Origin of the sequence: Micromonospora sp. NPDC093277, from assembly GCF_044765245.1 — a bacterium.
Lineage (GTDB): Bacteria > Actinomycetota > Actinomycetes > Mycobacteriales > Micromonosporaceae > Micromonospora.
This window is the reverse complement of the sequence record NZ_JBIWJO010000017.1, coordinates 1-13,654: the sequence shown is the minus strand read 5'-3', so window position 1 is coordinate 13,654 and position 13,654 is coordinate 1. Positions and strand designations below refer to the sequence as shown.

Annotated in this window: 11 protein-coding genes and 1 pseudogene; 7 read left to right on the top strand and 5 right to left on the bottom strand. The window is 71.8% G+C overall.

Annotated elements, in window-relative coordinates:
• Window positions 1-132 precede the first annotated feature (132 nt).
• A complete protein-coding gene (gene ileS / locus ACIRG9_RS28285) occupies window positions 133-3,303 on the bottom strand; it encodes an isoleucine--tRNA ligase (RefSeq protein ID WP_402862361.1) in 3,171 nt (1,056 codons plus the stop codon).
• A 399-nt stretch (window positions 3,304-3,702) separates the two neighbouring features.
• Between ileS and ACIRG9_RS28280 the strand changes: the two genes are divergently transcribed.
• The 5 genes and pseudogenes from ACIRG9_RS28280 (at window position 3,703) to sigJ (ending at window position 6,372) form a co-directional block, all read left to right on the top strand.
• Complete coding sequence (locus tag ACIRG9_RS28280) at window positions 3,703-4,014, top strand: ArsR family transcriptional regulator (protein ID WP_402862358.1); 312 nt, start codon at window positions 3,703-3,705, stop codon at window positions 4,012-4,014.
• Between the two features lie 59 nt (window positions 4,015-4,073).
• Window positions 4,074-4,352, top strand: a pseudogene (locus tag ACIRG9_RS28275) (ATP-binding cassette domain-containing protein); the annotation flags it as partial.
• A gap of 196 nt (window positions 4,353-4,548) precedes the next feature.
• Window positions 4,549-4,899: an ABC transporter permease gene (locus ACIRG9_RS28270; protein ID WP_402862586.1), complete on the top strand. Its 351-nt coding sequence runs from the start codon at window positions 4,549-4,551 to the stop codon at window positions 4,897-4,899.
• Between the two features lie 148 nt (window positions 4,900-5,047).
• Window positions 5,048-5,488: a carboxymuconolactone decarboxylase family protein gene (locus tag ACIRG9_RS28265; RefSeq protein ID WP_402862355.1), complete on the top strand. Its 441-nt coding sequence runs from the start codon at window positions 5,048-5,050 to the stop codon at window positions 5,486-5,488.
• Window positions 5,485-6,372, top strand: coding sequence for an RNA polymerase sigma factor SigJ (gene sigJ / locus ACIRG9_RS28260; RefSeq protein WP_402862352.1), 888 nt, complete (start codon window positions 5,485-5,487; stop codon window positions 6,370-6,372). Before ACIRG9_RS28265 ends, sigJ begins: the two co-directional genes overlap by 4 nt.
• A 54-nt stretch (window positions 6,373-6,426) precedes the next feature.
• On the opposite strand, the gene ndk is transcribed toward sigJ, so the two are convergent.
• On the bottom strand, window positions 6,427-6,852 hold the full coding sequence (gene ndk, locus ACIRG9_RS28255) for a nucleoside-diphosphate kinase (protein ID WP_402862349.1): 426 nt from the start codon (window positions 6,850-6,852) through the stop codon (window positions 6,427-6,429).
• 143 nt (window positions 6,853-6,995) lie between these two features.
• Between ndk and ACIRG9_RS28250 the strand changes: the two genes are divergently transcribed.
• The gene (locus ACIRG9_RS28250) at window positions 6,996-8,249 is read left to right on the top strand and encodes a VOC family protein (protein WP_402862346.1); all 1,254 of its coding nucleotides are present in this window, start codon (window positions 6,996-6,998) and stop codon (window positions 8,247-8,249) included.
• Between the two features lie 62 nt (window positions 8,250-8,311).
• Here ACIRG9_RS28250 and ACIRG9_RS28245 read toward each other — a convergent pair whose 3' ends face one another.
• Genes ACIRG9_RS28245 through ACIRG9_RS28235 form a run of 3 tightly spaced genes read right to left on the bottom strand, consistent with a single transcriptional unit; the run spans window position 8,312 to window position 12,761 of the window.
• Window positions 8,312-8,815, bottom strand: a complete 504-nt coding sequence (locus ACIRG9_RS28245) for a DUF4233 domain-containing protein (protein WP_402862343.1) — start codon at window positions 8,813-8,815, stop codon at window positions 8,312-8,314.
• Window positions 8,812-10,146: a bifunctional folylpolyglutamate synthase/dihydrofolate synthase gene (locus ACIRG9_RS28240; protein WP_402862340.1), complete on the bottom strand. Its 1,335-nt coding sequence runs from the start codon at window positions 10,144-10,146 to the stop codon at window positions 8,812-8,814. Before ACIRG9_RS28240 ends, ACIRG9_RS28245 begins: the two co-directional genes overlap by 4 nt.
• Complete coding sequence (locus ACIRG9_RS28235) at window positions 10,143-12,761, bottom strand: valine--tRNA ligase (protein ID WP_402862337.1); 2,619 nt, start codon at window positions 12,759-12,761, stop codon at window positions 10,143-10,145. Before ACIRG9_RS28235 ends, ACIRG9_RS28240 begins: the two co-directional genes overlap by 4 nt.
• Before the next feature lie 70 nt (window positions 12,762-12,831).
• Between ACIRG9_RS28235 and ACIRG9_RS28230 the strand changes: the two genes are divergently transcribed.
• Window positions 12,832-13,512: a hypothetical protein gene (locus tag ACIRG9_RS28230; RefSeq protein ID WP_402862334.1), complete on the top strand. Its 681-nt coding sequence runs from the start codon at window positions 12,832-12,834 to the stop codon at window positions 13,510-13,512.
• Window positions 13,513-13,654: the final 142 nt, after the last annotated feature.

Sequence of the window (13,654 nt, the reverse complement as noted above, 5' to 3'; positions counted from 1 at the left end):
CGGTGTCACGTTAGCCGACGCTGTCACGCCGACCCGAGCGGGTGGTCGCGCCATCCGCCAGTTGAGCCCGAACGGGTTAGGAAGGGCCCCTTCCTCTGCCTGAGGCGTTAAGAAGGGGCCCTTCCTTTCATCTCATACCCGGCGGACCGCGACCGTCACGCGCTCGCCGTCGCCGACCTCGCCGGGGAAGCCCTCGACGCCCTCGGCGAAGTCGATGCTCTCGGCGAGCACCTCTCGGGCCACGAAGTCGAGGTGCGCGGCGACCGCCGCACGCACCTCCTCGGAGGCCGAGACCGACACCACGATCCGGTCCGAGACGTCCAGGTCGGCGTCCCGGCGGGCCTGCTGCACCACCCGGACCACGTCCCGGGCCAGCCCCTCGGCGGCCAGCTCCGGGGTGACCCGGGTGTCCAGCACGACCACGCCCTCGCCGCCGGGCAGCGGCGCGGAGTGTTCCGCGTCGGCGGCGACCAGACGCAGCTCGTACTCGCCCTCGGTCAGGGTGACGCCGGCGGCGACCGGGGCACCGTCGACCAGCTCCCACTCCCCCGCCTTCACCGCCTTTATGACCTGCTGGACCGCCTTGCCGACGCGGGGGCCGAGCGCTCGCGGGACCACGGTCAGCACCTGCTGGCAGTACGCGGACACCTCGTCGGTGAACTCCACCGCCTTCACGTTGACCTCGTCGGTGACCAGGTCGGCGAAGGGCCGCAGTTGGGCGGCGACGGGCGAGGCCACGGTCAGCTTCGACAGCGGCAGCCGGACCCGCAGCGCCTTGGCCTTGCGCAGCGACAGCGCCGCCGAGGCGACGGCACGCACGTTGTCCATCGCGGAGACCAGCTCGTGGTCGGCCGGGAACTCGTCCGCCGACGGCCAGTCGGTCAGGTGCACCGACCGCTCGCCGGTGAGGCCACGCCAGATCTCCTCGGCGGTCAGCGGCGCCAGCGGCGCCACCACCCGGCAGAGCGTCTCCAGCACCGTCCACAGGGTGTCGAACGCGTCGGCGTCCCCCGCCCAGAACCGGTCCCGGGAGCGGCGCACGTACCAGTTGGTCAGCGCGTCCAGGTAGGCCCGGACGGTGGCGCACGCCCCGGAGATGTCGTACGCGTCCATCTGCCCCTGGACCGTCGACACCAGTTCGTTCGTCTTCGCCAGCACGTACCGGTCGAGCAGGTTGCCGGCGGCTTCGCCGCCAGCCGGCCCGGCGTCGGTCTTCCGCTTCGCCTGGTACCCGTCGGCGTTGGCGTAGAGCGAGAAGAAGTACCAGACGTTCCACAGCGGCAGCAGCACCTGGCGCACCGCGTCCCGGATGCCCGCCTCGGTCACTGACATGTCGCCGCCGCGCAGCACCGGCGAGGACATCAGCATCCAGCGCATCGCGTCCGACCCGTACGAGTCGAAGACGTGGTAGACGTCCGGGTAGTTGCGCAGGCTCTTGGACATCTTGCGCCCGTCCGAGCCGAGCAGGATGCCGTGGCTGAGGCAGTTGCGGAACGCCGGGCGGTCGAACAGCGCGGTGGCCAGCACGTGCATGGTGTAGAACCAGCCGCGGGTCTGCCCGATGTACTCGACGATGAAGTCGCCCGGGTAGTGGTGCTCGAACCAGTCGCGGTTCTCGAACGGGTAGTGCACCTGGGCGAACGGCATCGAGCCGGACTCGAACCAGCAGTCCAGCACCTCCGGCACCCGGCGCATCATCGACTGCCCGGTCGGGTCGTCCGGGTTGGGACGGACCAGGTCGTCCACCGCCGGCCGGTGCAGGTCGGTCAGGCGTACGCCGAAGTCCCGCTCCAGTTCCTCCAGCGACCCGTACACGTCGACCCGCGGGTAGTTCGGGTCGTCGGACTTCCAGACCGGGATCGGCGAGCCCCAGAACCGGTTCCGGCTGATCGACCAGTCCCGGGCGTTGGCCAGCCACTTGCCGAACGAGCCGTCCTTGATGTGTCCCGGGGTCCAGTTGATCTGCTGGTTCAGCTCGACCATCCGGTCCTTGAACTGGGTCACCGCCACGAACCAGGACGACACCGCCTTGTAGACCAGCGGGGTGTCGCAGCGCCAGCAGTGCGGGTACGAGTGGGTGTAGGTGTCCTGCCGGAGCACCACACCCCGTTCCTTCAGCTCCCGGATCACCGACTTGTTCACGTCGAAGACCTGCTCGCCCTCGTACGGCGGGACGAGCGCGGTGAACCGGGTGTGGTCGTCCACGGTGACGACGGTCGGGATGCCGGCGGCGTTGCAGACGTTCTGGTCGTCCTCGCCGAAGGCCGGGGCCAGGTGGACGATCCCGGTGCCGTCCTCGGTGGTGACGAACTCCGCGCCGAGCACCTGGTACGCGTTCGCGCCGGCCTGCTCGACCAGGAAGTCGTAGAGCGGGGTGTAGCGGCGCCCGGCCAGGTCCGCGCCGCGCACGGTGCCGACCTGCTCGTACCCCTCCAGCTCCTTGGCGTACGCGGCCAGCCGCGCGGCGCCCACCAGGTAGCGGGAACCGTCGCGCTCCAGCACCGCGTACTCGATGTCCGGGCCGACGGCGAGCGCCAGGTTCGACGGCAGGGTCCACGGCGTGGTGGTCCAGACGCCGAGCTTGACCGGGCCGCGCACCAGCTCGGGGGCCGACTCGTCCGGGGTCAGCTCGAACCAGACCGTCAGGGTCGGGTCGTGCCGGTCCTTGTAGACGTCGTCCATCCGGGTCTCGGTGTTCGACAGTGGGGTCTCGCACCGCCAGCAGTACGCCAGCACCCGGAAGCCCTCGTAGACCAGGCCCTTGTCGTGCAGGGTCCGGAAGGCCCACATGACGCTTTCCATGTAGTCCAGGTCGAGCGTCTTGTAGTCGTTGGCGAAGTCGACCCAGCGGGCCTGCCGGGTGACGTACCGTTCCCAGTCCTGGGTGAACTCCAGCACCGAGGTGCGGCAGGCCTCGTTGAACCGGGCCACGCCCAGGTCGAGGATCTCCGCCTTCGTGGTGATGCCGAGCTGCTTCTCGGCCACCACCTCGGCCGGCAGGCCGTGGCAGTCCCAGCCGAACCGGCGCTCGACGTGCTTGCCGCGCATGGTCTGGTAGCGCGGCACCACGTCCTTGACGTAGCCGGTGAAGAGGTGGCCGTAGTGCGGCAGGCCGTTGGCGAACGGCGGGCCGTCGTAGAAGACGTACTCGTTCTTGCCGTCCTCCCCGGTGGGGCGGGCTTCGACGGAGGCCTCGAAGGTCTTGTCGGCCGTCCAGTGCTCCAGGACCCGGCGCTCCACCGCGGGCAGGTCCGGGCTCGCCGGGACGCCGGCGGCGGTCGGTTCGTGCAACGGATAGGCCATCGGGGGTCGCTCTCCTCAGCAGCTCTCCAGTATCTGGGTCTGCGAGGACGAGCCCGTTCCGGATACGCCGTCACCGGCGCCCCGGGCAAGGCCCGCGGTACCACCCCGCTTGGCGGTCAAGGTGCGACCGCCCGCTCGTTGGCCGGCTGTGACGGGCCGGTCCCGTCCGGTTCTACTGGGCCGGTGACCCGGCTGTTCTTCCGGAGGCTCGCCGGTGATGGCCGGGTCGTCGCCTGTGTGCCCACAAGCGTACTCGACCGCCCCGGGGCACCGCCCCCGAGTATCGGCCCGAAGGAAGGGCCCCCGATTGACGCCTCCGGTATAGGAGGGTCCCCCTCTCAACGCCCCGAGCGACGGGCGGGCCGTCGCTGTCCGAGCCCCGCGGCTTAGGCTGGCCCGGTGATCCGGATCGAGTTGGACGAGCCCACGCTGGCCCGTACCCGGATCGCCACCAGCCCGCTCTGGGAGGTGCTGACCAGCCTCTACCTGCTGAAGCGGAACCCGGAGCAGGCGCCCTGGCCGTACACCGCCGGGCTCGCCGCCACCCTCGGGCTCGCCCCGAGCACCGTCTCCGAGCACCTCGCCGCGCTGCTCGCCGCCGGGGTGGCGCACCGCCGCCGGGTGGGCCGGCGAGTGCTGTACGGCCTGGAACCGGCCGGTCTGGCCCTGGTCACCCTGATCGGCGCCGACCCCGCGACCGCCTCCGCCTGAGGATTCGGCGAACGCCGAATTCGTTTCCCGCCCGGCCCGGCGTTCCTGGATTCGCCGGCATGAGCGAGTACGCGATCGAGGCGGCCGGGCTGCGCCGCACCTACCGCAGCCGCACCGGATGGTTACGACCCCAGCGCCGGGAGGTGGAGGCGGTCCGCGGCGTCGACCTGACAGTCGGCAACGGGGAGCTGTTCGGCCTGCTCGGACCGAACGGCGCGGGCAAGACCACCACCATCAAGCTGCTGAACACGCTGCTCATCCCGACCGCCGGCACCGCCCGGATCTGCGGCCACGACGTGGTCACCGAGACCCGGGAGGTACGCCGGCGGATCGGGTACGTCTTCGGCGGTGACCGGGGCCTGTACTGGGGTGCCCGGGCGGTCCGCGAGGCCGCCACCGGGGGCCCGGTCTGGCCCTCGCTCGGCATCTGCCTGGCGATCAGCCTCGGCTGCCTGGTCGCCGGCGCGTTGATGATGACCTACGTCGAGCGACGGGCCCGCGCCGCGGCGACCCTCGCCCTGGCCAGAGGAGGCGATGTTGACGGCATTCTTCCGGCTGATCGGCACGGGCGGCGAGCGGCGCTACGGCACCCTCGGGCACGTGCTGCTCTCGCCGCGCAGCCGCACCGCGGTCTTCCTCGGCCGGGTCCTCCCGTACGCCGGAAACGGCCTGCTCATCGCGGTGAGCACGCTGACCGTCGGCGCGTTCCTGCTCGGCCTGCGGATACCCGTGGACGCCCTGCCCGCCCTGCTGCTGACCCTGGCGGTGGCCGCGCTGGCCTGCGGGTTCTTCGGCCTCACCCTGGGCGCGCTGGGGTGCGGTTCCGGGACGTCTGGGTGGTCTCCAACGTGTCGGTGGCGCTGCTGCTCCTGCTCACCGGGGTGAACGTCCCCGCCGCCGGGCGTCCCTGGACACCATGTGACCCCGCCCGCAGGACGGGGCGGGGCATGAGCAGCGTCACACGGGGTTGGTGTCACGGCCGGGGGACGCCGATCCGTCGTGTCCGCGTACCGACGACATCAAGGAGGCAGCGATGATGCGGATGAACATGGCGGCGGTGGCGCCCGAGGCGTACCAGGCGGTGCTCGGGCTGGAGAAATACATCCGGGGGAACCTGGACCACACCGTGCTGGAGCTGGTGAAGCTGCGCGCGTCGATGCTGAACGGCTGCGCGTTCTGCGTCGACATGCACAGCCGGGACGCGCTGGCCGCCGGCGAGTCCAGCCGGCGGCTGTTCGCCGTCGCCGCGTGGCGGGAGGCGCCCTTCTTCGACGAGCGGGAGCGCACCGCGCTGGCGCTCACCGACGCCGTCACCCGGCTCGGCGAGCACGGCGTGCCGGACGAGGTGTGGGACGCGGCGGCGAAGGTCTGGTCGGAGCGGGAACTGGCCGACCTGGTTGTCGCGATCGCCACAATCAACGTGTGGAACCGGATCGCGATCACTACGCAGACCCAGCCGCCGATCGAGGTGTGACCACCATCGGAGCGGTGCAGGCGGCCGGTGCGCTCACCGCGCACCGGCCGATGCTGCTCGGGCTGGCGTACCGGCTGCTGGGCAGCCTGCACGACGCCGAGGACGTGCTCCAGGAGGCGTACCTGCGCTGGCTGGACGTCGACCGGAAATCTGTCGCCGAGCCCCGCCGCTACCTCGCTCGGGTGGTGACCCGGCTGGCCCTGGACCGGCTGCGCGCCCGACAGGCGGCCCGGGAGACGTACGTCGGGCCGTGGCTACCCGAGCCGGTGCCCACCGGGGCGGCCACCCCGTTCGGGCCGCTGGACACCGTGGAGCTGCGGGAGACGCTCTCCACCGCGCTGCTGCACCTGCTGGAGCGCCTCACCCCGCCCGAGCGCGCGGTGTACGTGCTGCACACCGCGTTCACCCTGCCGTACGCCGAGATCGGCGACCTGCTGGACCGGTCGGCGGCGGACTGCCGGCAGCTGCACCACCGCGCGGCGGCCCGGCTCGCCGACGGCCGGCGGCGCTTCACCGCGGGGGCGGCCGAGCAGCGGCGGCTGCTGGAAGCCTTCCTGGCCGCGGCCAGCGACGGTGACCTGGCCCGGCTGACCGAGCTGGTCGCGGCCGACGCCACCGCCTGGTCCGACGGCGGTGGCCGGGTACGCGCGGCCCGCAACCCGATCCACGGCGCGGACCGGATCGCCCGCTTCTTCGCCGGCATCTACGGCCGGCGCCAGCCCGGGGGCACGGCGACCCCCGTCGAGCTGAACGGCGCGCCCGCGCTGCTGCTGCACTGGCCGTCCGGGATCCGCTACACGCTCGGCGTCACCGCCGCCGACGGCCGGATCACCGGCGTCTACCTGACGGCCAACCCGGACAAGTTGGCCGCCGTCCCCGGCTGAACAACCGCGACGGCCCCGGCCCCCGCAAGGGGACCGGGGCCGTCGGTGAAGACGTCAGCCCAGCTCGGGGAACCAGAGGGCGATCTCCCGCTTGGCGCTGTCGACCGAGTCGGAGGCGTGCACCAGGTTCTCGCGGTTGGACAGGGAGAGGTCGCCCCGGATGGTGCCGGCCGCGGCCTTACGGCCGTCCGTGCTGCCGATCATCCCGCGGACCACCTCGATCACCTGGTCGCCGGAGAGCACCAGGGCCACCAGCGGACCGCCGGTCATGAACACCTTCAGCGGCGGGTAGAAGGCCTTGTCCACGTGCTCGGCGTAGTGCTGGTCGGCGAAGTCGCCGTCCATGGTCCGGGACACCAGCGCGTCGATCCGCAGGCCCTTGCGCTCGAACCGGGCGAGGATCTCGCCCACCAGACCGCGGCGTACCGCGTCAGGCTTGATCAGTACGAGCGTGCGCTCATCCGGGCTGCTGTTGGACACGCTGAGTTCCTCCTGTACGCGCAAGCGGGTCTGGCTGGGTACGGTCAGCGTAGCGACCCGGTCCCGGCGCCGACGCGGCGGCTGCTCCTTCCTGCGGTCGCCGGTCCGGCCTAGCCTGGCCCTAGACCCCTGGGAGGTCCACTGTGGCGAATGGCGGGAACCGACCCATCGCGCCGATCCGCAAGCTGATCGGTGCGGTGCTGGGCACCGTGGCGACGTTCATCATGCTGTTCGGGCTGGGCATGACGAGCTGGGCGATCGTCGCGCTCGGCGTCGCGCTGCTGGTGCTGGCGATCGCCCTGGGCACCGTACGCGGGGGCGGGCGCACCTGGGTCGTCGGGCTGGGTCACGTGCACAGCGCCTCCGAGCCACCCACCCAGTACGCCTTCGGGCGCTGCGAGCTCCAGCTCGTGATCGACGCGCCCGGGCTGCCGCCCCGGTCCAAGAAGATCATCGAGCCACGGGTCCCGGTCGCCAAGTGGCCGTCGCTCGGCCAGGCCCTGCCCGTCCGGGTCGCCCTCGACGACCAGCGGCACGTCCGGGTCCTCTGGGACGAGGTGCCCACGCACGCCGAATCCGCCGCCGCGGTCGCCGACCTCCCGCCCGAGTACGCCGACGCCGATCCGATCGACGAGGTGCTGATCGCGCAGGAGGCACCACCGTGGGCGGACCGCGCCCCGGAGGACGACTTCCGTGACGACTTCCCACCCGCGCCGGACCCGCTCGTCGACGACATCACCGGGCTCCTCGACGACGTCACCGGGCCGCCCGACGAACGCGAAGCGGTGGTGGTGCACCAGCGCCCCGGCGGGCCGGTGGTGGTGGAGGGCCAGGTCGTCGAGCCGTCGAGCGCCGGCCCGCTGCCCCGCCGGGCCACCCCCGGGCCGCGCCAGCCCGCCGAGGAACGGTTCGACCCGCTCGACCTCCCGCTCGACGAACCGGACGCCGAGACGCCGCCGACCCCGGAGGAACTGGACGAGGCGATCTTCGGGCCGGCCGACGGTGAGCCGGCCGAGGTGGCCACCCCGATCAGCGGGGTCGGGATCACCCTGCTCGTCACCGACCTCGACCGCTCCCTCGACTTCTACGGAGACCTCGGCTTCGCCGAACTCGACCGGGGCAGCGGCAACGCCGTACTCACCTCCGGGGCGACCCGGCTGGTGCTGCGCCAGGTGACCGGGGCCGCCCCGATCAGCCGTCGGCTGGTCCACGTCAACCTCGAGGTCGACGACATCCAGGCCGCGTACGACCGGTTACGCGGGTCGGGCGTCCGGTTCACGTACGCCCCGCGGGTGGTGAACCGGGGCAGCAAGCTGGAGGTGTGGGCCGCGGCCTTCCGCGACCCGGACGGCCACGGGGTGGCCCTCACCCAGTGGCGCACCCTCGCCGACGTGTAAGGAAGGGCACCTTCTTGACGCCTCGCGATGACAAGGGCCCCTTCCTTACACCTTCGCCCGGATCAGCCGAGGATCACCCGCCGCACGTGCAGCGCGTACCCCCACACCAGAGCGAAGACGACCCCGAGCACCAGCAGCGACCAGTGCAGCAGCCCGGAGAGCATCAGCAGGCCCTGCACCGCGGTGCCGCCGTACCAGGCCCAGGGGCGCCCCATCCGGCCGGCGAGCACCACGCAGGCCACCGCCAGCGCCACGATCACGGCGATGGCGGCACCGTTGAGGTGCCCGCCGACCAGACGGATCGGTTGGATGGCCAGCAACAGCACCAACGCCTCCAGCGCGAGCGTCCCCGCGCCGAGCCCGCGGACCGCCTTCTCCGGGTTGCGTAGCCCGGACCGCCGCTGCTCCGGAGCCTCGCCCGGCCCGGACGGGGTCCGGCCCACCTCGGAGGGGGTCTGGCCCGGCCCGGACGGGGTGCCGCCGGGTGCCGGAGCGCCGGACGGCGCCGCAGCGCCCTCGTCCGGCCGGCCCCCGGCACCGGGGTGCCCCTGCACCGGGCCGGTCATCGCTTGAGCAGCCGGCGGGCGTCGGCCACGGTCACCACCGATCCGGTGATCAGCACGCCCACCCCGGCCAGTTCCCCCGGTACGTCGGACTCGGCCTCGCCGACAGCCACCTCGATGGCGTCCGGCATCTCCTCGGCGACCTGCACCCGTTCCGGCCCGAAGACCTCCCGCGCCAGCACAGCCAGCTCGTCGGCGGGCATCGCCCGGGGCGAGCTGTTGCCGGTGACGACGATCGAGTCGAGCACCGGCTCCAGCAGCTCCAGCAGGCTGGCCGCGTCCTTGTCGCCGAGCACGGCCAGCACGCCGACGAGCTTGCTGAACGCGAACTCCTCCTGCAACGCGGTGACCGTGGCGGCCATCCCGTGCGGGTTGTGCGCGCCGTCGAGCAGGACCGTCGGGGCGGTCCGTACCTTCTCCAGCCGGCCCGGCGAGCTGGCCGCGGCGAAGCCCTCCCGGACGGCCTCGATGTCGAGCTGCCGGCGTGCCCCCGCACCGAGGAACGCCTCGACCGCGGCGAGCGCCACGGCCGCGTTCTGCGCCTGGTGCGCGCCGTGCAGCGGGATGAAAATCTCCTCGTACACCCCGCCGAGGCCCTGGATGGTGAGCACCTGGCCGCCGACCGCCACCGCCCGGCGCAGGACGCCGAACTCGGAGCCCTCCCGGGCGATGGTCGCGCCGACCTCGGCGCAGCGCTCCAGGATCGGCCGGGCGGCCTCCTCCTCCTGGGCCGCCGCGATCACGGTGGCCCCCTTGTGGATGATGCCCGCCTTGTGCAGCGCGATGTCCTCGATGGTGTCGCCGAGCCACTCGGTGTGGTCCAGACCGATCGGGGTGAGCACCGCCACCCCGGCCTGGATCACGTTGGTGGCGTCCTCAGCACCGCCGAGCCCCACCTCCACCACCGCGACGTCGACCGGGGCGTCGGCGAACGTGGCGAACGCCAGCGCGGTGGTCATGTCGAAGTACGTCAGCGGCTCCGCCGAGCGCTGGTCGACGAGCTCGGCCAGCGGCGCCACCTCCTGGTACGTGGCGACGAAGCGCTCCTCGCTGACCGGCTCCCCGTCCAGGCTGATCCGCTCCCGGACGGTTTCCAGATGCGGGCTGGTGTAGCGGCCGGTGTGCAGCCCGAACGCCCGCAGCAGCGAGTCGATCATTCGGGCCGTCGAAGTCTTGCCGTTCGTCCCGGTCAGGTGGATCGACGGGTACGCCCGCTGCGGGCTGCCGAGCAGGTCGAGCAGGCTCTCGATCCGCTCCAGCTCGAAGTGCATGCGGGTGAAGCCGCGCCCAGCGAGCGCGGCCTCCACCGCGGCGAATTCGGTGCGATCGGTCACGAGGACAGTGCCTCCAGCGCGGCGTCGATCCGGACCAGGTCCGCCTCGGCCACCGCGAGCCGCTCACGGATCTTGGCGACCACCGGCTCGGGCGCCTTGCCGACGAACGCCGGGTTGTCCAGCTTCGCCCGTGCCTGCCCGGCCTCCTTCTCGGCGGCCGCCCGGTCCTTGGTGAGCCGGGCCCGTTCGGCCGCCACGTCGATCGAACCCCGGGTGTCCAGCGCGACGCTGACCTCACCGGGCATGGCGAGGGTGGCGCTGGCCTGGAATTCGTCGCCGGGCGCGTCGAGGCGGGCCAGCGACCGGATCAGCGGCTCGTGTGCGCCGATGCCCGCCGGCCCGAGACCGTCGAGCCGGGCCACCACCCGCTGCGTCGGCCGCAGCCCCTGGTCCGAGCGGAACCGCCGGATCTCGGTCACCACCCGCTGCAGGGTGGCGACCTCGCCCTCCGCGGCGTCGTCGACGAGGGTACGGTCGACCGCCGGCCAGTCGGCGACCATCACGCTCTCCCGGCCGGTCAGCGCAGTCCACAGCTCGTCGGTGACGAACGGGATCACCGGGTGCAGCAGCCGCAGCAGCTGGTCCAGCACGTGACCGAGAACCCGGCGGGTGGCGTCGGCCGCCGCTCCGCCCTCGGCGAGCACCGGCTTGCTCAGCTCGACGTACCAGTCGCAGACGTCGTCCCACGCGAAGTGGTACAGCAGGTCACAGACCTTCGCGAACTCGTACGCCTCGAACTGCTCGTCCACCTCGGCGGTGACGTGCGCCAGCCGGGACAGGATCCACCGGTCGACCGTGGAGAGCTGGGCCGGGTCGGGCAGCGGGCCGTCGGTGTGCGCGCCGTTCATCAGCGCGAACCTGGTGGCGTTCCAGAGCTTGTTGCAGAAGTTCCGGGAGCCCTGGCACCACTCCTCGCTCACCGGCACGTCCTGACCGGGGTTGGCGCCCCGGGCCAGGGTGAACCGGGTCGCGTCGGCGCCGAACCGGTCGATCCAGTCCAGCGGGTCGACCACGTTCCCGAACGACTTCGACATCTTCTTGCCGTGCTCGTCGCGGACCATGCCGTGCAGGGCGACCACGTCGAACGGCTGCCGGCCGTCCATCGCGTACAGGCCGAACATCATCATCCGGGCGACCCAGAAGAAGAGGATGTCGTACCCGGTGACCAGCACGCTGGTCGGATAGAACTTCGCCAGGTCCGGGGTCTGTTCGGGCCAGCCGAGGGTGGAGAACGGCCACAGGCCGCTGGAGAACCAGGTGTCCAGGACGTCCTCGTCCTGCCGCCAGCCCACGCCGGTCGGCGGCTGCTCATCCGGGCCGACGCAGACGATCTCGCCGTCCGGGCCGTACCAGACGGGAATGCGGTGACCCCACCAGAGCTGCCGGGAGATGCACCAGTCGTGCATGTTGTCGACCCAGGCGAAGTAGCGCTTGGCCAACTCGGCCGGCTCGATCTTCACCCGACCGTCGCGAACCGCGTCACCGGCGGCCTTGGCCAGCGGGGCGGTGTTGACGAACCACTGCAACGACAGCCGCGGCTCGACCGTGGTCTTGCACCGCGAGCAGTGCCCCACCGCGTGCACGTACGGCCGCTTCTCGGCCACGATCAGGCCCTGCTCGCGCAGCGCGGCGACGATGGCCGGCCGGGCCTCGTACCGGTCCAGGCCCTGGAACGGGCCGGGTGCGGTGATGATGCCGCGCTCGTCCATGATCGTCAGCGACGGCAGGTCGTGCCGCTGGCCGATCTCGAAGTCGTTCGGGTCGTGCGCCGGGGTCACCTTGACCATGCCGGTGCCGAAGCTCGGGTCGACGTGCTCGTCGGCGACGATCGGGATCCGCCGGTCGGTGAGCGGGACGGCCACCTCGGTGCCGATCAGATGCTGGTAGCGCTCGTCGTCCGGGTGCACCGCGACCGCGGTGTCGCCGAGCATCGTCTCCGCCCGGGTGGTGGCGACCACGACCTCGTCGCCGTAGCGGATCGAGACCAGCTCGCCCTCGTCGTCGGTGTGCTCCACCTCGATGTCCGACAGTGCGGTGAGGCAGCGCGGGCACCAGTTGATGATCCGGTTCGCCCGGTAGATCAGCCCGTCGTCGAAGAGCTTCTTGAACATCGTCTGGACGGCCCGGGACAGGCCCTCGTCCATGGTGAAGCGCTCGCGGTCCCAGTCGACCGCGTCGCCGAGCCGCCGCATCTGGCCCAGGATCGCCCCGCCGGACTCCGCCTTCCACTGCCAGACCCGCTCGACGAACTTCTCCCGGCCCAGGTCGTGGCGGGACAGACCTTCGCCGGCGAGCTGCCGCTCGACAAGGTTCTGGGTGGCGATGCCGGCGTGGTCCATGCCGGGCAGCCACAGCGCCTCGTAGCCCTGCATCCGCTTACGTCGGCTCAGCGAGTCCATCAGGGTGTGCTCGAAGGCATGCCCCATGTGCAGCGAACCGGTGACGTTCGGCGGTGGGATGACGATCGTGAAGGGGGGCTTGTCGCTCTCTGTCGACGCCCGGAAGTGGCCGGCGGCTACCCACTGCTCGTACCGTCGCTGCTCTACCTCGCCGGGCTGGTACTGGCCGGCAAGCGTCGGGGCGTCGGGGCGTCGGGCATCCAGTCTCTCGGTCACCTGGGAAAGTCTACGGAGCGCTTCCGGAGACCTGACGTGCGCCACCTCCTGTTCGCGTACGGTGGCGGACATGTCCGACGCGAATCTCACCGAGAGTCCGGTCGATGACGGGCCCGACCCGATCGACCTGACCGATGAGCCGATCCAGCTGAGCCGCCGTGACCCGGCGGCGCAGGAGCCGGAGCACCGCCCGGTCTCCCGGCGGCGACGGATCGCGTTGGCCGCCGCGCTGGCCGTCGGGCTGGCCGGGGTGGGGGCGCTCGGTGTCGGCGGCTGGCGGGTGCTGGCCCAGAAGGACGCGCACCTGAACGCTCCGGAGAAGGTCGCCGGGCTGACCCGGGACGACAGCGAGCGGGCCCGGAGCACCGCGGAATACCTCCGCGACGGCTTCGCGGCCGACATCGAGCTGGACCGGAGCTTCGGCACCGTCTATCGCGACCCGACGGATGAGAAGCGGGCCGTTCTGATCTTCGGCGGCACCACCCTGCTCTGGCAGCCCGAGCGGGACCTGGACACCCTCTTCGGGCTGATGACCGACGAGACCGGGAAGGTGACCGGCCTGCGCGAGGTCGACGCCGGCCGCTTGGGCGGTGTGATGAAGTGCGGTACGACCAGCGGCGACGGCGGCGACTTCGCGGTCTGCGGCTGGGCCGACCACGGCAGCACGGTGATGGGGATGTTCCCGGGCCGCTCGGTGGACGACTCCGCCACCCTGTTCCGAAAGCTCCGCGAGGGCATCCAGAGCCGCTGACCTGTTCCCGGCACCGCCGTTCGCCGGTGCCGGGGAAATTGCCGTAAAAACGCAGTCAGGGTCACCCCGAAGGGTGACCCTGACTGGAAAGATTGTCCGGCGGTGTCCTACTCTCCCACACCCTCCCGAGTGCAGTACCATC